This window comes from Oryzihumus leptocrescens (genome assembly GCF_006716205.1).
GTDB lineage: Bacteria > Actinomycetota > Actinomycetes > Actinomycetales > Dermatophilaceae > Oryzihumus > Oryzihumus leptocrescens.
The window spans coordinates 3,140,620-3,160,179 of the sequence record NZ_VFOQ01000001.1; the positions used below are offsets into that span (position 1 = coordinate 3,140,620).

Genomic DNA, 19,560 nt, shown 5'->3' on the forward strand with positions numbered 1-19,560 from the left:
GTTTCGGTCAGGTCAGACCTCGGTCGCCGTACCGCCGGCGGCCTCGATCTTGTCCTTGGCCGAGGCCGAGAACTTCTGCACCGAGACGTTCACCTTGACGGTGATCTCACCGGTGCCGAGGACCTTGACCGGCGCGCCCTTGCGGACGGCACCCTTGGCCACCAGGTCCTCGACGGTGATGTCGCCACCGTCGGGGTACAGCGCGGAGATGCGGTCGAGGTTGACGACCTGGTACTCCGTGCGGAACGGGTTCTTGAAGCCACGAAGCTTGGGCAGCCGCATGTGCAGCGGCATCTGCCCACCCTCGAAGCGCTCCGGAACCTGGTAACGCGCCTTCGTACCCTTGGTACCACGGCCAGCGGTCTTGCCCTTGCTGCCCTCACCACGGCCCACACGGGTCTTGGCGGTCTTGGCACCAGGAGCCGGGCGAAGGTGGTGCACCTTCAGCGCGGACGGGTCCTTGGCCATGATCAGTCAACCTCCTCGACGGTGACCAGGTGGGTCACCGTGCGGACCATCCCGCGGATCTCGGGGCGGTCCTCCTTGACGACGACGTCGCCAATGCGCTTCAGACCGAGGCTGCGCAGCGTGTCGCGCTGGTTCTGCTTGCCACCGATCTCTGAACGGGTCTGGGTCACCTTCAGACGAGCCATCAGGCGCTCACCCCCGCGGCACGGGCACGCAGCAGGGCGGCCGGGGCCACGTCCTCCAGCGGCAGGCCACGACGGGCAGCGACCGCCTCGGGGCGCTCGAGACCCTGCAGGGCCTCGACCGTCGCGTGGACGATGTTGATGGCGTTGTCCGAGCCCAGGGACTTGGACAGCACGTCGTGGATGCCGGCGCACTCGAGGACGGCGCGCACCGGACCACCGGCGATGACACCGGTACCGGGAGCGGCCGGACGGAGCAGCACGACGCCAGCGGCGGCCTCACCCTGGACCGGGTGAGGGATGGTGCCCTGGATGCGCGGGACCTTGAAGAAGTTCTTCTTGGCCTCCTCGACACCCTTGGCGATCGCCGCGGGCACCTCCTTGGCCTTGCCGTAGCCGACGCCCACGGTGCCGTCGCCGTCGCCCACCACGACCAGCGCGGTGAAGCTGAAGCGACGACCACCCTTGACGACCTTGGCGACGCGGTTGATGGTCACGACGCGCTCGACGTAAGCGGTCTTCTCCGCAGCGTTGTCGCGACGGTTGTCGCGGTCACGACGGTTGCCGCGGTCGCTGCGCTCGTTGCCGGCAGTGCCGGCGCCGGTGGCGCCTCGGCGCTGGGGTCCAGCCATCAGACGTTCCTCTTCTCTGAAATCTCGACAGCGGTGTGGGTCATCACAGAGCCAACCCACCCTCGCGGGCACCGTCGGCGATCGCCGCGATACGGCCGTGGTAGCGGTTGCCACCACGGTCGAACACGACGGCCTCGACGCCGGCAGCCTTCGCACGCTCGGCGAGGAGCTCGCCGACCTTGCGGGACTTGGCCGACTTGTCGCCGTCGAAGGACCGCAGGTCCGCCTCCATCGTGGAGGCCGACGCCAGGGTCTTGCCCACGGTGTCGTCGACGATCTGGACGAAGACGTGACGGCTCGAGCGCGACACCACCATGCGCGGACGCAGCGCGGTGCCGTTGACCTTCTTGCGGACGCGCAGGTGGCGACGACCGCGAGCGGCGCTCTTGCTCTTCGCGCGCTTGATGATCATTGCCATGGCTTACTTACCAGCCTTTCCGACCTTGCGACGGATCTGCTCGCCGGCGTACCGCACGCCCTTGCCCTTGTACGGGTCGGGCTTGCGCAGCTTGCGGATGTTGGCGGCGACCTCGCCGACCAGCTGCTTGTCGATGCCCTGGACCGCGAAGCGGGTGGGGTTCTCGACGGTGAAGGAGATGCCCTCGGGCGCCTTCACGGTGATCGGGTGGCTGTAACCGAGGGCGAACTCGAGGTCGCTGCCCTTGGCGGTCACGCGGTAACCCGTGCCGTGGATCTCCATCTTCTTCTCATAGCCCTCGGTCACACCGAGCACCATGTTGTTGATCAGCGTGCGGGTCAGGCCGTGCAGCGAACGCGAGTTGCGCTCGTCGTTCGGGCGCTTGACCTCGACGGCACCGTCCTCGGCCTTGTTGACCGTGATCGGCGCAGCCACGACGTGCTGCAGCTGACCCTTGGGACCCTTGACCGTGACGGCCTGGCCGTCGATGCTGACGTCGACGCCGGCGGGCACGGAAACAGGAAGTCGTCCAATACGGGACATGGGGTTCTTTCCTCCTCTTCCTGTTACCAGACGTAGGCGAGGACTTCTCCGCCTACACCCTTCTTGGCCGCCTGCTTGTCGGTGAGCAAGCCGGACGACGTGGAAATGATGGCCACACCGAGACCGCCGAGGACCTTGGGCAGGTTCGTCGACTTCGCGTAGACGCGCAGACCGGGCTTGGACACCCGACGGACGCCGGCGATGGAACGCTCGCGGTTCGGGCCGTACTTCAGGTCGATCGTCAGGGTCTTGCCGACCTCGGCGTCCTCGACCTTCCAGCCGGCGATGTAGCCCTCGGCCTGGAGGATCTCAGCGATGTGAGACTTGAGCTTGGAGAACGGCATGGAGACCACGTCGTGGTGCGCCGAGTTGGCGTTCCGGACGCGGGTCAACATGTCCGCAATCGGGTCTGTCATTGTCATTGGGCTTCTCCGCCCTTCCTCACCGGGGTTTCAGCGACACACGTTCTGCCGCCGACCTACGGTGTAAGAGGTTTGTTGTGGGTTACCAGCTGCTCTTCGTCACACCGGGCAGCTCGCCGCGGTGGGCCATCTCGCGAAGGCACACACGGCACAGGCCGAACTTGCGGTAGACCGAGTGCGGACGGCCGCACCGCTGGCAGCGGGTGTAGGCGCGAACCTTGAACTTGGGCTTGGCGTTCGCCTTGTTGATCAGCGCGGTCTTGGCCACGATCAGTTCTCCTTGAACGGGAATCCGAGGTGACGCAGCAGCGCACGACCCTCGTCGTCGTTGGTCGCCGTCGTGACGACCGTGATGTCCATACCCCGGACGCGGTCGATCTTGTCCTGGTCGATCTCGTGGAACATCGACTGCTCGGTCAGGCCGAACGTGTAGTTGCCGCGGCCGTCGAACTGCTTGGGCGACAGGCCGCGGAAGTCGCGGATGCGCGGCAGGGCGACGGACAGCAGACGGTCCAGGAACTCCCACATGCGGTCGCCGCGCAGCGTGGTGTGCGCGCCGATGGGCATGCCCTCGCGGAGCTTGAACTGCGCGATCGACTTGCGGGCCTTGGTCACGACCGGCTTCTGGCCGGTGATGGCCGACAGGTCGCGGACCGCGCCCTCGATGAGCTTGGCGTCGCGCGCAGCGTCACCGACACCCATGTTGACGATCACCTTGACGACACCGGGCACCTGCATGACGTTCGCGTAGCCGAACTCCTGCAGCAGCGCCGGCTTGATCTCGTCGGCGTAGCGCGCCTTCAGGCGCGGCTTGGTAGCGGTCTCAGTCATGTTCACAGGTCCTTACCGGAACGCACGGCGACGCGGGTACGGACGGTCTTGGTCTTGCCGTCACGCTCCACCGTCTCGACGCGGGTCTTGATGCGGGTCGGCTTCTTCGTCTCCGGGTCGACGATCTGCACGTTGCTCACGTGGATCGGCGCCTCCTGGGTCACGATGCCGCCGGTGCGGGCGCCACGACCGGTGGTGCCGGCCTTGGTGTGCTTGGTGATCCGGTTGATGCCCTCGACCAGCACGCGCTGGGTGTCGGGGTAGACCGCGATGACCTTGCCCTGCTTGCCCCGGTCGCCGCCGTTCTTCTGCGCGCGACCGCTGATGACCTGAACCAGGTCACCCTTCTTGATCTTCATCTTCGCCATGAGTTACAGCACCTCCGGAGCGAGCGAGATGATCTTCATGAACTTCTTCTCGCGCAGCTCGCGGCCCACCGGGCCGAAGATGCGGGTGCCACGCGGGTCACCGTCACCCTTGAGGATGACGGCCGCGTTCTCGTCGAAGCGGATGTAGGAACCATCCGGCCGACGGCGCTCCTTGGTGGTGCGCACGATGACGGCCTTGACGACGTCGCCCTTCTTGACGTTGCCGCCGGGGATGGCGTCCTTGACGGTGGCGACGATGACGTCACCGATGCCGGCGTACCGACGACCCGAGCCACCGAGAACACGGATGCAAAGGATCTCCTTGGCACCGGTGTTGTCGGCGACACGCAGTCGCGACTCCTGCTGGATCACTGTCGAACTCCTGTCGTCGCGCTGGTTCTCATCACTGAGCCTTGCGGAACGGATCTATGGTCATTGGCCCGGGGGCGGCGGGTGGCCCAGGGCCACCCGCCTCCCGCTGGGGTTCTGCTTACTTGGCGCGCTCGAGGATCTCCACCACGCGCCAGCGCTTGGTGGCCGAGAGCGGACGGGTCTCCATGATCAGGACGCGGTCGCCGACACCGGCCGAGTTGGCCTCGTCGTGCGCCTTGACCTTGTGGCTGCGACGCATGACCTTGCCGTAGAGCGCGTGCTTGACGCGGTCCTCGACCTCGACCACGACGGTCTTGTCCATCTTGTCGCTGACGACGTAGCCCTGGCGCGTCTTGCGGTAGTTGCGCTCGTCGCTCACAGTGCTCTCCTGCTTGTTCTCGCTCATGGTCGTCACTCCGCCTTCTCGGACCGACCGATGTTGAGCTCGCGCTCACGCATCTCGGTGTAGATCCGGGCGATGTCCTTGCGGACGGCGCGCAGACGGCCGTGGTTCTCCAGCTGACCGGTGGCCGACTGGAAGCGGAGGTTGAACAGCTCCTCCTTGGCCTTGCGCAGCTCGTCGACCAGACGGTCGTCCTCGAGACCACGCAGCGAGGAGGGAGTCAGGTCCTTGGAACCGACTGCCATCAGATGTCACCACCCTCACGCCGAACGAAGCGGCACTTCATCGGCAGCTTGTGCATCGCCAGACGCATGGCCTCACGGGCGATGGGCTCCGGAACACCGGAGAGCTCGAACATGACACGACCCGGCTTCACGTTGGCGATCCACCACTCCGGGGAACCCTTACCGGAACCCATGCGGGTCTCGGCGGGCTTCTTGGTGAGCGGGCGGTCCGGGTAGATGTTGATCCAGACCTTTCCGCCACGCTTGATGTAACGGGTCATCGCGATACGAGCGGACTCGATCTGACGGTTGGTCACGTAGGCGGGCTCGAGGGCCTGGATGCCGTAGTCACCGAACGCGATCGTGGTGCCGCCCTTGGCAGCGCCGGAACGACCCGGGTGGTGCTGCTTGCGGTGCTTGACTCGACGAGGAATCAACATCAGGACTCAGCTCCCTCGGTGCTCGCAGCCGGAGCCTCGGTCGTCGCGGGGGCCTCGCTGGCCGGGGCCTCGGTGGCCTCGGTGCGGGCGGGGCGACGGCCGCGGGCCGGACGCTCGGCGCCGTCACGACGGGGACCACGCGCCGGGCGCGGCGCGGCGGCCTGCTCGCGGGCGAGCTCCTTGGCCGTGACGTCACCCTTGTAGATCCAGACCTTCACGCCGATGCGGCCGAACGTCGTACGGGCCTCGTAGAAGCCGTAGTCGATGTTCGCGCGCAGCGTGTGCAGCGGCACACGACCCTCGCGGTAGAACTCCGAGCGGGACATCTCGGCGCCGCCGAGACGGCCGGAGCACTGCACCCGGATGCCCTTGGCGCCGGCGCGCAGGGCGGACTGCATGCCCTTGCGCATCGCGCGGCGGAAGGAGACACGGGCCGAGAGCTGCTCGGCGATGCCCTGGGCGACCAGCTGAGCGTCGGTCTCGGGGTTCTTGACCTCGAGGATGTTCAGCTGGACCTGCTTGCCGGTGAGCTTCTCCAGCTCGCCACGGATCCGGTCCGCCTCGGCGCCACGGCGACCGATGACGATGCCCGGACGGGCGGTGTGGATGTCGACGCGGACGCGGTCACGCGTGCGCTCGATCTCCACACGGGAGATGCCGGCCCGCTCCATGCCCGAGGACATGAGCTTGCGGATCGCGACGTCCTCCTTGACGTAGTCGCGGTAACGCTGACCCGTCTTGGTGCTGTCGGCGAACCACCGGCTCTTGTGCTCGGTCGTGATGCCCAGGCGGAAGCCGTGCGGGTTGACCTTCTGACCCATTAGCGGGTTCCTCCCTTAGTCGCGTTCTCCGGCAGCGCAACGTGCACGGTGATGTGGCTGGTGCGCTTGCGGATGCGGTAGGCACGACCCTGAGCACGCGGCCGGAACCGCTTCATCGTCGGACCTTCGTCGACGTAGGCGGCGCTGATGACCAGGCCACGCTCGTCGAATGCTTCATTTGCCTTGTCGGCCTTCACGCGAGCGTTCGCAATGGCGCTCTCGAGCACCTTGCGAATCGGCTCGCTCGCGGCCTGCGGTGCGAACTGCAGCACCGCCACGGCCTCGGTCGCCTGCTTGCCACGGATCAGGTCCACGACGCGGCGGGCCTTCTGGGGCGTGACACGGACGTGCCGCGCCTGCGCCTTGGCTTCCATCGCTGTCCCTTGCTTTCGTTCGAAGTTCTTCGAATGGTGTTGTGGGTTGTGGACCACCGCTTAGCGGCGGCGACCCTTCTTGTCGTCCTTCTCGTGACCCTTGAACGTGCGGGTCGGCGCGAACTCACCGAGCTTGTGGCCGACCATCGACTCGGTCACGAACACCGGGACGTGCTTGCGGCCGTCGTGCACCGCGAGGGTGTGGCCCAGCATGTCGGGGTTGATCATGGACCGGCGCGACCAGGTCTTGATGACGTTCTTGGTGCCCGCTTCGTTCTGGGCGTCCACCTTCTTCTGAAGGTGGTCGTCGATGAAGGGGCCCTTCTTCAAGCTACGAGGCATTTTCGTGGGCTCCTATCAGCGCTTCTTGCCAGTACGACGGCGACGCACGATGAGCTTGTCGCTTTCCTTGTTGGGGCGCCGGGTACGGCCCTCGGCCTGGCCCCAGGGGCTGACCGGGTGACGACCACCGGAGGTCTTGCCCTCACCACCACCGTGCGGGTGGTCGATCGGGTTCATGGCCACACCACGGACGGTCGGGCGCTTGCCCTTCCAGCGCATGCGGCCGGCCTTGCCCCAGTTGATGTTGCTCTGCTCGGCGTTGCCGACCTCGCCGACGGTCGCGCGGCAGCGCGCGTCGACGTTGCGGATCTCACCGGACGGCATACGCAGCTGGGCGTAGGGACCGTCCTTGGCGACGAGCTGGACGCGCGCACCGGCGGAGCGGGCGATCTTGGCGCCGCCACCGGGACGGAGCTCGATCGCGTGCACGACCGTACCCACGGGGATGTTGCGCAGCGGCAGGCTGTTGCCCGGCTTGATGTCGGCGCCCGGACCGTTCTCGATCGGGTCGCCCTGCTTGAGCTTGTTCGGCGCCAGGATGTAGCGCTTCTCGCCGTCCGCGTAGTGCAGGAGGGCGATGCGCGCCGTGCGGTTGGGGTCGTACTCGATGTGAGCGACCTTGGCCGGCACGCCGTCCTTGTCGTGGCGACGGAAGTCGATCACGCGGTAGGCGCGCTTGTGACCGCCACCGATGTGGCGCGTCGTGATGCGACCCGCGCTGTTACGGCCGCCGCTCTTGGAGAGCGGGCGGACCAGTGACTTCTCGGGCGTCGACCGCGTGATCTCCACGAAGTCCGCGACGCTCGAGCCACGACGACCAGGCGTCGTCGGCTTGTACTTACGGATACCCATTGTCTGTGATCCTCAGTTCCCTAATCGTCTCGATCAGTCTTTGGTGGACCCGGTCAGGCGACCGGTCCCCCGAAGATGTCGATCGAGCCTTCCTTCAGGGTGACGATGGCGCGCTTGGTGTCCTTGCGCTTGCCGATGCCGAAGCGGGTGCGACGGGTCTTGCCCTGGCGGTTCAGCGTGTTGACCGAGTCGACCTTGACGCCGAAGACCCGCTCGACCGCGATCTTGATCTCGGTCTTGTTGGCCCGCGGGTCGACGACGAAGGTGTACTTGCCCTCGTCGAGCAGCCCGTAGGACTTCTCCGACACGACCGGCGCGAGCAGGATGTCGCGCGGGTCCTTGCCCAGGTTGCTCACTTGGTGTCCTCCTCAGCGGACTCGGCCTTCTTCGCCGCAGCCTTCTTGGCCGGCTTCTTGGCCTTGGGGGCCTCGGGGGCCTCCTCGACCTCGACGACGACCTCAGCCTCGGCAGCGGCCTTGCCCTTGACGGGGCCGGCCAGGAAGGTGCTCAGCGCACCCTCGGTGAAGACGATGTCGTCGGCGCAGAGGACGTCGTACGTGTTGAGCTGGTCCGGGACCAGGACGTGGACGTTCTCCAGGTTGCGCAGGCTCTTCCACGACGTGGCGTCGTTGCGCTCGACCACGACGAGGAGGTTCTTGCGCTCGGACACGCCGTCCAGGATCGCCCACGCCGACTTGGTCGACGGGGCGTCGCCCTCGACGAGAGCGCTGAAGACGTGGATGCGGCCGTGGCGGGCCCGGTCGGAGAGGGCGCCGCGCAGGGCAGCAGCCTTCATCTTCTTGGGGGTCCGCTGGGCGTAGTCGCGCGGCTGCGGGCCGTGGACGGTGCCACCGCCGGCGAACTGCGGCGCGCGGGTCGAGCCCTGGCGGGCGCGGCCGGTGCCCTTCTGCTTGTAGGGCTTGCGGCCACCACCGCGGACCTCGCCGCGGGTCTTGGTGGAGTGCGTGCCCTGACGAGCGGCGGCCAGCTGCGCAACGACCACCTGGTGGATCAGGGGCACGTTGGTCTGGACGTCGAAGACCTCGCCCGGCAGGTCCACCGAGCCGGTCTTCTTGCCCTGGGGGCTGATGATGTCAATCGTCGTCATGGCGATCAGGCTCCCTTGGCAGCCGTGCGCACCAGGACGATGCCGCCGCGGGGGCCGGGGACGGCACCCTTGATCAGCAGCAGACCCTTGTCAGCATCCACGGCGTGGATCGTGAGGTTCTGGGTGGTCTGGCGAACGCCGCCCATGCGACCCGACATCCGCATGCCCTTGAAGACACGACCGGGGGTCGCACAGCCACCGATGGAACCGGGCTTGCGGTGGTTGCGGTGCGCACCGTGGGAGGCGCTCACACCCTTGAAGCCGTGACGCTTCATGACACCGGCGTGGCCCTTGCCCTTGGTGGTGCCGATGACGTCGATCTCCTGGCCGGTCTCGAACGTCTCGACCGTGAGCTCCTGGCCCAGGGAGTAGTCAGCGGCGTCCGCGGTGCGGAGCTCCACCAGGTGGCGGCGCGGCGTCACGCCGGCCTTCTCGAAGTGGCCCGTCATGGGCTTGTTCACCTTGCGCGGGTCGATCGCGCCGAAGGCGATCTGGACCGCGTCGTAGCCGTCGGTCTCGGCGTTGCGCACCTGCGTCACGACGCAGGGGCCGGCCTTGATCACCGTCACGGGCACGAGGCGGTTGTCGGCGTCCCAAACCTGGGTCATACCGAGCTTCTCGCCAAGCACGCCCTTGACGCTGCGCTTCGTAGCGTTGGTCATCGTCGGCGTCCTCAGAGCTTGATCTCGATGTTGACGTCAGCCGGCAGGTCGAGACGCATCAGCGAGTCGACGGCCTTGGGCGTCGGGTCGATGATGTCGATCAGACGCTTGTGCGTGCGCATCTCGAAGTGCTCGCGGCTGTCCTTGTACTTGTGCGGCGACCGGATGACGACGAAGACGTTCTTCTCCGTCGGCAGCGGAACCGGACCGACAACGGTCGCTCCCGCCCGGGTCACCGTGTCGACAATCTTGCGCGCCGAGTTGTCGATGACCTCGTGGTCATACGACTTCAGTCGGATGCGGATCTTCTGTCCCGCCATCGCTTCGTCTGACTCTCTCTCGTCGTACAGCTGTTCATGGCCGATTCGTAGGCCTCCGACCCCCGCGGTCGGGTGTGTCGCACCCGGTGCGTTCCGCGGCGCATGCGGAAACCCGCTGCGCCACTCTGGTCGATCTGAGACCCCGTAGAACCGGGGCTTGCGCTTCCCTCCGTACCGGCGACCTGTCATGCAGGCCGTGGCCGCCAAGGGGCGGCGGTGCGGGCATTGGCCTTCACCGCGCGTCAAGCAACCGGTCTAGTGTGCCAGAGCCCCACCCATCCGACCAAATCGGTGGTATGCCGCTCGGCCGGCCTCCCGCGCGGCTTCCGGCTGGCTTCGCCCAGGCAGTGGCCCTTGGGCCTGCTCGCAAGCTCCCTTGACGGCCCGGGGGGCCACCGCCCGCGCTCCGCGGAGGGGACAAGCCTGTGCACCGGGAACCGACCTCGCTGTGGGTCCTGAAACGGACAGCGGGGCCCGGACCGAAGTCCGGGCCCCGCTGGGTGGTGCTGGTGTCGCGTCAGATCACTTGAGGATCTTGGTGACGCGGCCCGCGCCGACGGTACGGCCGCCCTCGCGGATGGCGAAGCGCAGGCCCTCCTCCATGGCGATGGGCTGGATCAGGTCGACCTTCATCTCGGTGTTGTCACCGGGCATGACCATCTCGGTGCCCTCGGGCAGGTGGACAACGCCGGTCACGTCAGTCGTACGGAAGTAGAACTGCGGACGGTAGTTGTCGTAGAACGGCGTGTGACGGCCACCCTCGTCCTTGGACAGGATGTAGACGTTCGCCTCGAACTCGGTGTGCGGGGTGATCGAGCCCGGCTTGCAGATGACCTGGCCGCGCTCGACGTCCTCGCGCTTGGTGCCACGCAGGAGCAGACCGACGTTCTCACCCGCACGACCCTCGTCGAGCAGCTTGCGGAACATCTCGATGCCGGTGACCGTCGTCTTGGAGGAAGCCTCCTTGATGCCGACGATCTCGATCTCCTCGTTGACCTTGAGGATGCCGCGCTCGATACGACCGGTGACGACGGTGCCACGACCGGTGATCGTGAAGACGTCCTCGACGGGCATGAGGAACGGCTTGTCGACCTCGCGCTCCGGCTGCGGGATGGACTCGTCAACCGCGTCCATCAGCTCCATGAGCTTGTTGCCCCACTCGGCGTCGCCCTCGAGCGCCTTCAGCGCCGAGACACGCACGACCGGCAGGTCGTCGCCCGGGAACTCGTAGGACGACAGCAGCTCACGGACCTCCATCTCGACGAGCTCCAGGATCTCCTCGTCGTCGACCATGTCGGCCTTGTTGAGCGCCACGACGATGTAGGGGACGCCGACCTGGCGGGCCAGGAGGACGTGCTCCTTCGTCTGCGGCATCGGGCCGTCGGTGGCGGCGACCACGAGGATCGCGCCGTCCATCTGAGCAGCACCGGTGATCATGTTCTTGACGTAGTCAGCGTGACCCGGGCAGTCGACGTGGGCGTAGTGACGCGCCTCGGTCTGGTACTCGATGTGCGCGATGGAGATGGTGATACCGCGCTGCTTCTCCTCCGGCGCCTTGTCGATCTCGTCGAACGGCGTGAAGGGGTTCAGGTCCGGGTACTTGTCGTGCAGGACCTTGGAGATCGCTGCCGTCAGCGTCGTCTTACCGTGGTCGATGTGACCGATGGTGCCGATGTTGACGTGCGGCTTGGTCCGCTCGAACTTCGCCTTCGCCACTGGGGTCCTCCTCAGGACTTGTTGTGTAACGCCGTACGGCCAAGCAGGACGTGGCGACGTCTGGGGTGGTGATGCGCGACGGGGAGTCTATCCCGCGTCACTCGCCTCGGGTTTTCTTGATGATCTCCTCCGCGACGTTCCGGGGAACCTCGGCGTAGGAGTCGAACTGCATCGTGTACATCGCACGACCCTGGGTCTTGGACCGCAGGTCGCCAACGTATCCGAACATCTCCGACAGCGGGACAAGGGCGCGGACGACCTTGGCACCGCTGATGTCCTCCATGGCCTGGATCTGGCCACGGCGGGAGTTGAGGTCGCCGATGACGTCGCCCATGTAGTCCTCGGGCGTACGCACCTCGACGGCCATCATCGGCTCGAGGAGCACGGGGTCGGCCTTGCGGACGGCCTCCTTCAGCACCATCGAGCCGGCGATCTTGAACGCCATCTCCGAGGAGTCGACGTCGTGGTAGGCGCCATCGAGCAGGGTGGCCTTGATGCCGACCAGCGGGTAGCCGGCGAGCACACCGAGCTGCATGGCGTCCTGGATGCCGTGGTCCACGGAGGGGATGTACTCACGCGGGATACGGCCACCGGTGACCTTGTTCTCGAACTCGTAGAGCTCGCCCTCGGCGGTGTCCAGCGGCGCGAAGGCCATCTGCACCTTGGCGTACTGACCCGAGCCACCGGTCTGCTTCTTGTGGACGTAGTCGATCTTGTCCACGGTGCGGCGGATGGTCTCGCGGTAGGCCACCTGGGGCTTGCCGACGTTGGCCTCGACCTTGAACTCGCGGCGCATGCGGTCCACCAGGATGTCGAGGTGGAGCTCGCCCATGCCGGCGATGATCGTCTGGCCGGTCTCCTCGTCCAGGCGGACCTGGAACGTCGGGTCCTCCTCGGCGAGCTTCTGGATGGCCGTGCCGAGCTTCTCCTGGTCGCCCTTGGTCTTGGGCTCGATGGCCACGGAGATCACGGGCTCGGGGAAGGTCATCGACTCCAGGACGACCTGCTCCTGCGGGTCGCACAGGGTGTCACCGGTCGTGGTGTCCTTCAGGCCGATCATCGCGTAGATGTGGCCGGCGGACGCGTTCTCGACCGGGTTCTCCTTGTTGGAGTGCATCTGGAAGAGCTTGCCGACGCGCTCCTTCTTGCCCTTGGTCGAGTTGACGACCGGGGAGCCGGAGGCGACCTTGCCCGAGTAGACGCGGACATAGGTGAGACGACCGAAGAACGGGTGGCTCACGACCTTGAACGCCAGGGCCGAGAACGGCTCGTCGGCGGACGGGGCGCGGGTGATGACCTTGTCCTCGTCACCCACGGCGTGACCCTGCATCGGGGGCACGTCCAGCGGGGACGGCAGGAAGTCGACGACCGCGTCGAGCATGGGCTGGACACCCTTGTTCTTGAACGCGGTGCCACAGAAGACCGGGTTGATCTCGCCGGCGATCGTCATCTTGCGGATGGCGGCCTTGAGCTCGGCGACGGTCAGCTCCTCGCCACCGAGGTACTTCTCGAGCAGCGCCTCGTCGGACTCGGCGACCTTCTCGATCAGCTCGTGGCGGTACTCGTCGGCCTTCTCCTGGAGGTCGGCCGGGATGTCCTCGATCGCGTAGTCCTCACCCTTGGCGGTCTCGCCGCGCCAGGTGAAGGCCTTCATCGAGAGCAGGTCGACGACGCCGATGAAGTCGGACTCGGAGCCGATGGGCAGCTGCATGACCAGCGGAGTCGCCCCGAGGCGCTCGACGATGGTCTTGACGGTGAAGTAGAAGTCCGCACCGAGCTTGTCCATCTTGTTGACGAAGCAGATGCGCGGGACGTTGTACTTGTCCGCCTGACGCCACACCGTCTCGGACTGGGGCTCGACACCCTCCTTGCCGTCGAAGACGGCAACGGCGCCGTCGAGGACGCGCAGGGAACGCTCGACCTCGACCGTGAAGTCGACGTGACCGGGCGTGTCGATGATGTTGATCTGGTTGTTCTTCCAGAAGGTCGTCGTCGCGGCCGACGTGATCGTGATGCCGCGCTCCTGCTCCTGCTCCATCCAGTCCATCGTGGCAGCGCCATCGTGGACCTCACCGATCTTGTACGTGATGCCTGTGTAGAACAGGATCCGCTCGGTCGTCGTCGTCTTGCCGGCATCGATGTGGGCCATGATGCCGATGTTGCGGACCTTGGTCAGGTCCGTAAGGACGTCGAGTGCCACGGTTCTTTGTCTCGTCTCGTGTCGAAGGATGTATCGAAGTGCTCGGGGCCGGGTTCGGACCTCCGACCACCAGGTGTCCGCCCCGGGCTGCTCGGGTGGAGCAGCCCAGGACGGATCCGGATTACCAGCGGTAGTGCGCGAAGGCCTTGTTGGACTCGGCCATCTTGTGCGTGTCCTCGCGACGCTTGACCGCGGCACCGAGGCCGTTGCTGGCGTCGAGGATCTCGTTCATGAGGCGCTCGGTCATGGTCTTCTCACGACGCTGACGCGAGTAGCCGACCAGCCAGCGAAGAGCCAGCGTGGTGGAGCGGCCGGCGCGGACCTCGACCGGGACCTGGTAGGTCGCGCCACCGACACGGCGGCTGCGGACCTCGAGGGTCGGCTTGACGTTGTCGAGCGCGCGCTTGAGGGTGACGACCGGGTCGGTGCCGGTCTTCTGGCGGCAGCCCTCGAGGGCGCCGTAGACGATCGTCTCGGCGATGGACTTCTTGCCGTCGAGCAGGATCTTGTTGACCAGCTGGGTGACCAGCGGCGAGCCGTAGACCGGGTCGATGACGAGCGGACGCTTGGGGGCGGGACCCTTACGAGGCATTACTTCTTCTCCATCTTCGCGCCGTAGCGGCTACGGGCCTGCTTGCGGTTCTTGACACCCTGGGTGTCGAGCGAGCCGCGCACGATCTTGTAGCGAACACCGGGAAGGTCCTTCACACGGCCACCACGCACCAGCACGATGGAGTGCTCCTGCAGGTTGTGGCCCACACCCGGGATGTACGCCGTGACCTCGATGCCGCTGGTGAGGCGCACACGGGCGACCTTGCGCAGGGCAGAGTTCGGCTTCTTCGGGGTGGTGGTGTACACGCGCGTGCACACGCCGCGGCGCTGGGGGCTGCCCTTGAGCGCCGGCGTCTTGGTCTTCGTGACCTTGTCCGCGCGGCCCTTCCGGACCAGCTGGTTGATCGTAGGCACCTAGTCTCCGTACGTCGTCTTGTTGTCCGCCCGTGCTGCACGCGAATGCGCCACGGGCTCCTTGTGGTTGTCCCTGCCCGACCCCCGCGCTCGGGTGTGTCGGACCGGGTGCTCCCCCCTGCACTTCCCGCCCGCACCCTCGGACGAGGTGTGCGGCGGACTGCCCGGCGAGAGGTTGAGACCTGTTTCGGCGCCGGCCGCTGGTGAGGCGGACCGGCCTTGGTCAGGCTCGCGTGCCCGGGCGACCCCAGACACAGTGTTCAAGGTTACCGCCTGCCCCGAGAGCGACCAAATCCGTTAGCACGACCACCCCGGTCCCCGCACCACGGCCGTCCCGGGGTCGCGGTCCCGGGCCGGTGCCGATGCGGTCAGGCAGGCTGTGCGGCAGGTCGCTGACGGCGCACCGACCGGCGCCGGCGGGTGCCGGAGAGCACGGCGCTGACCCCCTCGGCGAACTCCGCCCAGCCGGTCGCCCCCGTGGCCAGCGCGTCCAGGCCGGCCGGGGTGATCGTGAACCACTTGCGCCCCGGCCCCTTCTCCCCCGCCGCCCAGGCGCTGGTGACCAGGCCGTCGGCCTCCAGCCGCCCGAGCACCGGGTAGACGGTGCCGCCCTTGAGCCCGTGGATGCCGGCGGCATCCAGCGACTGCATCACCGCGTAGCCGTAGCTGCGGCCGTCGGTGGCCAACGTGGCGAGGACGGCCAGGTCGAGCACCCCCCTGAGCCACTGCGCCTGCCGGTCACTGACCACCCGCTGCTCCGTCACAGGGCATGATGGTGTCACACACTAGCTGGCGGCACCAACTAGTCGGCGATGCCGTCGATGCCACCTGCGGCAACGGCGAAGGCCGGGACGGACCTCGTGGTCCGTCCCGGCCTTCGTCAGTGGTGCGGTATGCCGCCCCGGTCAGTCGCGGTCGAAGCCCAGGGTGGCGTCGTCGAGCCGGACCGCCTCGCCCGAGCCCGGGCCGAAGGCCGGGTAGTCGAACTGCTCGTAGCTCGGCATGGCGTACATCGCCGCCTTGGCCTCCTCGGTCGGCTCCACCTTGATGTTGCGGTAGCGGGGCAGGCCCGTGCCGGCGGGGATGAGCTTACCGAGGATGACGTTCTCCTTGAGGCCGAGCAGCGGGTCGGACTTGGCCTGGATGGCCGCATCCGTGAGGACCCGCGTCGTCTCCTGGAAGGACGCCGCCGAGAGCCAGGACTCCGTGGCCAGCGAGGCCTTGGTGATGCCCATGAGCTCCGGACGACCCGAAGCGGTCTTGCCGCCCTCGGCCAGCACCCGACGGTTCTCGGTCTCGAAGCGACCACGCTCGGCGAGCTCGCCCGGGAGCAGCTCGGCGTCGCCGGCCTCGATGATCGTCACCCGACGCAGCATCTGGCGGACGATGACCTCGATGTGCTTGTCGTGGATCGACACACCCTGCTGGCGGTAGACCGCCTGGACCTCGTCGACCAGGTGCATCTGGACCGCGCGGGGGCCGAGGATGCGCAGGACCTGCTTGGGGTCGATCGCACCCTGGACCAGCTTGGTGCCGACGGCCACGTGGTCGCCGTCCGCGACCAGCAGGCGCGAGCGCTTGCTGACCGGGTAGGCGTGCTCGTCGGAGCCGTCGTCCGGCACCAGCACGATGCGGCGGGTCTTGTCGGTGTCCTCCACGCGGACCCGGCCGGTGGCCTCGGCGATCGGGGCCACACCCTTGGGGGTGCGGGCCTCGAACAGCTCGACCACACGGGGCAGACCCTGCGTGATGTCGTCACCGGCCACACCACCGGTGTGGAAGGTCCGCATCGTCAGCTGGGTGCCGGGCTCACCGATGGACTGGGCGGCGATGATGCCGACCGCCTCACCGATGTCGACCAGCTTGCCGGTGGCCAGCGAGCGGCCGTAGCAGGCGGCGCAGGTGCCGACCTTGGAGTCACAGGTCAGCACCGAACGGACCCCCACCTCCTCGACGCCGGCGGCGATCAGCGCGTCGATGACCACGTCACCGAGGTCGATGCCGGCGAGCGCGAGGGTCTCCCCCTCGTGCACGACGTCCTCGGCCAGGGTGCGGGCGTAGACGCTGGTCTCCACGTCCTCGTGCTCGCGCAGGGTGCCGTCGGCGCCCTTGACCGCGATCGGCATGGTCAGGCCACGGTCGGTGCCGCAGTCGTCCTCGCGGATGATGACGTCCTGGCTGACGTCCACCAGACGACGGGTCAGGTAACCCGAGTCGGCAGTACGCAGCGCGGTGTCGGCCAGACCCTTACGGGCACCGTGCGTGGAGATGAAGAACTCCAGCACGGACAGGCCCTCACGGAAGTTCGCCTTGATCGGGCGCGGGATGATGTCACCCTTCGGGTTCGACACCAGACCACGCATACCGGCGATCTGCCGCAGCTGCATCCAGTTACCACGGGCACCCGAGGAGACCATCCGGAAGATCGGGTTGGTCTTGGGGAGGTTGCCCTCCATCTCCTTGGCGACCTCGTTGGTGGCCTGGGTCCAGATCTCGATGAGCTCCTGGCGACGCTCGTCGTCGGTGATCAGACCGCGCTCGTACTGCGTCTGCACCTTGGCGGCCTTGGTCTCGTAGCCCTCGAGGATCTCGACCTTGCGCGGCGGGGTGACCACGTCGGAGATCGACACGGTCGTGCCCGAGCGGGTCGCCCAGTGGAAACCGGTCTCCTTCAGGGCGTCCAGGGACGCCGCGACCTGCACCTTGGAGTAACGCTCGGCGAGGTCGTTGACGATGGTCGACAGCGCCTTCTTGTCGACGGGGGCGTCGACGAAGGGGTAGTCCAGCGGCAGGGTGTCGTTGAACAGCGCGCGACCGAGCGTGGACTCGACCGTGAGGGACGGCACGCGGCCGTCCTCGGAGGCCTCGACACCCTCGGGCAGCGTGGTGCCCAGCGGCGGGACGACGTCGACCATCCGGATCTTGACCCGGCTGCCGAGCTCCAGCTCGCCGGCGTCGAAGGCCATGCGGGCCTCGGACACGGAGGCGAACGCCCGCCCGGCGCCCTTGCCGTCCTCCACCTCGGTGGTGAGGTGGAACAGGCCGATGATCATGTCCTGGGTGGGCATGGTCACCGGGCGGCCGTCGGCCGGCTTGAGGATGTTGTTGCTCGAGAGCATCAGGATGCGCGCCTCGGCCTGGGCCTCGGCGGACAGCGGCACGTGCACGGCCATCTGGTCACCGTCGAAGTCGGCGTTGAAGGCCGAGCAGACGAGCGGGTGGATCTGGATGGCCTTGCCCTCGACCAGCTGCGGCTCGAAGGCCTGGATGCCGAGGCGGTGCAGCGTGGGCGCACGGTTCAGCAGGACCGGGTGCTCGGTGATGACCTCTTCGAGGACGTCCCAGACCACGGGGCGGGCCCGCTCGACCATGCGCTTGGCCGACTTGATGTTCTGCGCGTGGTCGAGGTCGACCAGGCGCTTCATCACGAACGGCTTGAACAGCTCCAGCGCCATCTGCTTGGGCAGGCCGCACTGGTGCAGCTTGAGCTGCGGGCCGACGACGATGACCGAACGGCCGGAGTAGTCGACGCGCTTGCCCAGCAGGTTCTGGCGGAAGCGACCCTGCTTGCCCTTGAGCATGTCGGACAGGGACTTCAGCGGACGGTTGCCGGGGCCCGTGACCGGGCGGCCGCGACGGCCGTTGTCGAACAGCGAGTCCACGGCCTCCTGGAGCATCCGCTTCTCGTTGTTGACGATGATCTCCGGCGCACCGAGGTCGAGCAGTCGCTTGAGCCGGTTGTTGCGGTTGATCACGCGGCGGTACAGGTCGTTCAGGTCGGAGGTGGCGAAGCGGCCACCGTCGAGCTGGACCATCGGACGCAGGTCCGGCGGGATGACCGGCACGCAGTCCAGCACCATGCCCATGGGCTTGTTGGTGGTGGTCTGGAAGGCGGTCACGACCTTGAGGCGCTTGAGGGCGCGGGTCTTCTTCTGGCCCTTGCCGGTGGCGATGATCTCGCGCAGCAGCTCGGCCTCGGCCTCGAGGTCGAAGGTCTCCAGACGCTTCTGGATCGCCGCGGCACCCATGCCGCCCTCGAAGTACAGGCCGAACCGGTCCCGCATCTCGCGGTAGAGGACCTCGTCGCCCTCGAGGTCCTGGACCTTGAGGTTCTTGAACCGGTCCCAGACCTGCTCGAGGCGCTCGATCTGCTGGTCCGCACGCTTGCGGATCTGCGTCATCTCACGCTCGGCACCCTCGCGCACCTTGCGGCGCACGTCGGCCTTGGCACCCTCGGCCTCCAGCTCGGCCAGGTCGGTCTCGAGCTTCTTGGCGCGGGCGTCGATGTCGGCGTCGCGACGGTTGACGTGCTCCTTCTTCTCGACCTCGATCTGCGCCTCGAGCGAGGGCAGGTCGCGGTGACGCGCCTCGGTGTCGACCGAGGTGATCATGTAGGCCGCGAAGTAGATGACCTTCTCGAGGTCCTTCGGGGCCAGGTCGAGCAGGTAGCCCAGGCGGCTGGGCACGCCCTTGAAGTACCAGATGTGGGTGACCGGAGCGGCGAGCTCGATGTGGCCCATCCGCTCACGACGCACCTTGGCGCGGGTGACCTCGACGCCACAGCGCTCACAGATGATGCCCTTGAAGCGGACGCGCTTGTACTTGCCGCAGTAGCACTCCCAGTCCCGGGTGGGACCGAAGATCTTCTCGCAGAAGAGACCGTCCTTCTCCGGCTTGAGCGTCCGGTAGTTGATGGTCTCGGGCTTCTTCACCTCGCCGTGGCTCCACTGGCGGATGTCCTCCGCCGTGGCCAGGCCAATGCGCAACTCGTCGAAGAAGTTGACGTCGAGCACGTGTGTCCTTCTCTCGCTCTGAAAACTAAGCGGTCTGATCGGTTCTGATCGGGAAGTGATCTGGCTGCTGGCCGGCCGGTATGCCGTGCGCCTGCCTCCCGGG

Annotated in this window: 27 protein-coding genes; all 27 read right to left on the reverse strand. The window is 67.1% G+C overall.

The genetic code is table 11. The annotated features are described in order from the left end of the window. Positions 1-12: 12 nt before the first annotated feature. Positions 13-468: a 50S ribosomal protein L15 gene (gene rplO, locus FB474_RS14785; RefSeq protein ID WP_141789340.1), complete on the reverse strand. Its 456-nt coding sequence runs from the start codon at positions 466-468 to the stop codon at positions 13-15. A 2-nt stretch (positions 469-470) separates the two neighbouring features. Then, positions 471-653 carry a 50S ribosomal protein L30 gene (gene rpmD / locus FB474_RS14790; protein ID WP_141789341.1) on the reverse strand — a complete coding sequence of 61 codons (183 nt, stop codon included), beginning with the start codon at positions 651-653 and terminating at the stop codon, positions 471-473. Next, positions 653-1,282 (reverse strand): 30S ribosomal protein S5, encoded by a 630-nt coding sequence (gene rpsE, locus FB474_RS14795; RefSeq protein WP_141789342.1) that lies wholly within the window; start codon positions 1,280-1,282, stop codon positions 653-655. The genes rpmD and rpsE overlap by 1 nt, the downstream gene beginning before the upstream one ends. 43 nt (positions 1,283-1,325) lie before the next feature. Further along, positions 1,326-1,700 carry a 50S ribosomal protein L18 gene (rplR, locus tag FB474_RS14800; protein ID WP_281286346.1) on the reverse strand — a complete coding sequence of 125 codons (375 nt, stop codon included), beginning with the start codon at positions 1,698-1,700 and terminating at the stop codon, positions 1,326-1,328. A 3-nt stretch (positions 1,701-1,703) separates the two neighbouring features. Further along, on the reverse strand, positions 1,704-2,243 hold the full coding sequence (gene rplF / locus FB474_RS14805) for a 50S ribosomal protein L6 (RefSeq protein WP_141789343.1): 540 nt from the start codon (positions 2,241-2,243) through the stop codon (positions 1,704-1,706). A 23-nt stretch (positions 2,244-2,266) separates the two neighbouring features. Further along, positions 2,267-2,665 (reverse strand): 30S ribosomal protein S8, encoded by a 399-nt coding sequence (gene rpsH, locus FB474_RS14810; protein ID WP_141789344.1) that lies wholly within the window; start codon positions 2,663-2,665, stop codon positions 2,267-2,269. A gap of 82 nt (positions 2,666-2,747) precedes the next feature. After that, positions 2,748-2,933 (reverse strand): type Z 30S ribosomal protein S14, encoded by a 186-nt coding sequence (locus tag FB474_RS14815; protein WP_050347855.1) that lies wholly within the window; start codon positions 2,931-2,933, stop codon positions 2,748-2,750. Positions 2,934-2,935: 2 nt separating this feature from the next. Then, complete coding sequence (rplE, locus tag FB474_RS14820; RefSeq protein WP_141789345.1) at positions 2,936-3,496, reverse strand: 50S ribosomal protein L5; 561 nt, start codon at positions 3,494-3,496, stop codon at positions 2,936-2,938. Positions 3,497-3,498: 2 nt separating this feature from the next. Further along, complete coding sequence (gene rplX, locus FB474_RS14825; protein WP_221632549.1) at positions 3,499-3,864, reverse strand: 50S ribosomal protein L24; 366 nt, start codon at positions 3,862-3,864, stop codon at positions 3,499-3,501. A gap of 3 nt (positions 3,865-3,867) precedes the next feature. Further along, entirely contained in the window at positions 3,868-4,236 is a 369-nt protein-coding gene (gene rplN, locus FB474_RS14830) for a 50S ribosomal protein L14 (protein ID WP_141789346.1), read from the reverse strand. 118 nt (positions 4,237-4,354) lie between these two features. Further along, entirely contained in the window at positions 4,355-4,642 is a 288-nt protein-coding gene (gene rpsQ / locus FB474_RS14835) for a 30S ribosomal protein S17 (RefSeq protein WP_141789347.1), read from the reverse strand. Between the two features lie 5 nt (positions 4,643-4,647). Then, complete coding sequence (gene rpmC, locus FB474_RS14840; RefSeq protein WP_141789348.1) at positions 4,648-4,884, reverse strand: 50S ribosomal protein L29; 237 nt, start codon at positions 4,882-4,884, stop codon at positions 4,648-4,650. Then, on the reverse strand, positions 4,884-5,303 hold the full coding sequence (gene rplP / locus FB474_RS14845; RefSeq protein WP_141789349.1) for a 50S ribosomal protein L16: 420 nt from the start codon (positions 5,301-5,303) through the stop codon (positions 4,884-4,886). The genes rpmC and rplP overlap by 1 nt, the downstream gene beginning before the upstream one ends. Further along, complete coding sequence (rpsC, locus tag FB474_RS14850; protein ID WP_141789350.1) at positions 5,303-6,124, reverse strand: 30S ribosomal protein S3; 822 nt, start codon at positions 6,122-6,124, stop codon at positions 5,303-5,305. Before rpsC ends, rplP begins: the two co-directional genes overlap by 1 nt. Then, positions 6,124-6,498 carry a 50S ribosomal protein L22 gene (gene rplV, locus FB474_RS14855; protein ID WP_141789351.1) on the reverse strand — a complete coding sequence of 125 codons (375 nt, stop codon included), beginning with the start codon at positions 6,496-6,498 and terminating at the stop codon, positions 6,124-6,126. Before rplV ends, rpsC begins: the two co-directional genes overlap by 1 nt. 60 nt (positions 6,499-6,558) lie before the next feature. Further along, positions 6,559-6,840 (reverse strand): 30S ribosomal protein S19, encoded by a 282-nt coding sequence (rpsS, locus tag FB474_RS14860; RefSeq protein WP_141789352.1) that lies wholly within the window; start codon positions 6,838-6,840, stop codon positions 6,559-6,561. Between the two features lie 15 nt (positions 6,841-6,855). Continuing rightward, on the reverse strand, positions 6,856-7,692 hold the full coding sequence (gene rplB / locus FB474_RS14865) for a 50S ribosomal protein L2 (protein WP_141789353.1): 837 nt from the start codon (positions 7,690-7,692) through the stop codon (positions 6,856-6,858). A 53-nt stretch (positions 7,693-7,745) separates the two neighbouring features. Further along, a complete protein-coding gene (gene rplW, locus FB474_RS14870) occupies positions 7,746-8,048 on the reverse strand; it encodes a 50S ribosomal protein L23 (protein ID WP_141789354.1) in 303 nt (100 codons plus the stop codon). Next, a complete protein-coding gene (gene rplD, locus FB474_RS14875; protein WP_141789355.1) occupies positions 8,045-8,800 on the reverse strand; it encodes a 50S ribosomal protein L4, sunset domain variant in 756 nt (251 codons plus the stop codon). The genes rplW and rplD overlap by 4 nt, the downstream gene beginning before the upstream one ends. Positions 8,801-8,805: 5 nt before the next feature. After that, complete coding sequence (gene rplC, locus FB474_RS14880) at positions 8,806-9,462, reverse strand: 50S ribosomal protein L3 (RefSeq protein WP_185746185.1); 657 nt, start codon at positions 9,460-9,462, stop codon at positions 8,806-8,808. Between the two features lie 11 nt (positions 9,463-9,473). Next, positions 9,474-9,782 (reverse strand): 30S ribosomal protein S10, encoded by a 309-nt coding sequence (gene rpsJ / locus FB474_RS14885; protein ID WP_009775966.1) that lies wholly within the window; start codon positions 9,780-9,782, stop codon positions 9,474-9,476. Between the two features lie 522 nt (positions 9,783-10,304). Next, positions 10,305-11,498 carry an elongation factor Tu gene (gene tuf / locus FB474_RS14890; protein WP_141789356.1) on the reverse strand — a complete coding sequence of 398 codons (1,194 nt, stop codon included), beginning with the start codon at positions 11,496-11,498 and terminating at the stop codon, positions 10,305-10,307. Between the two features lie 97 nt (positions 11,499-11,595). Continuing rightward, complete coding sequence (gene fusA, locus FB474_RS14895) at positions 11,596-13,698, reverse strand: elongation factor G (RefSeq protein ID WP_141789357.1); 2,103 nt, start codon at positions 13,696-13,698, stop codon at positions 11,596-11,598. 121 nt (positions 13,699-13,819) lie between these two features. Then, complete coding sequence (rpsG, locus tag FB474_RS14900; protein WP_141789358.1) at positions 13,820-14,290, reverse strand: 30S ribosomal protein S7; 471 nt, start codon at positions 14,288-14,290, stop codon at positions 13,820-13,822. Further along, on the reverse strand, positions 14,290-14,664 hold the full coding sequence (gene rpsL, locus FB474_RS14905) for a 30S ribosomal protein S12 (protein ID WP_141789359.1): 375 nt from the start codon (positions 14,662-14,664) through the stop codon (positions 14,290-14,292). Before rpsL ends, rpsG begins: the two co-directional genes overlap by 1 nt. 368 nt (positions 14,665-15,032) lie before the next feature. Next, positions 15,033-15,428 (reverse strand): PadR family transcriptional regulator, encoded by a 396-nt coding sequence (locus FB474_RS14910; RefSeq protein WP_221632550.1) that lies wholly within the window; start codon positions 15,426-15,428, stop codon positions 15,033-15,035. A 141-nt stretch (positions 15,429-15,569) separates the two neighbouring features. Beyond that, positions 15,570-19,457, reverse strand: coding sequence for a DNA-directed RNA polymerase subunit beta' (locus tag FB474_RS14915; protein WP_141789360.1), 3,888 nt, complete (start codon positions 19,455-19,457; stop codon positions 15,570-15,572). Positions 19,458-19,560 lie beyond the last annotated feature (103 nt).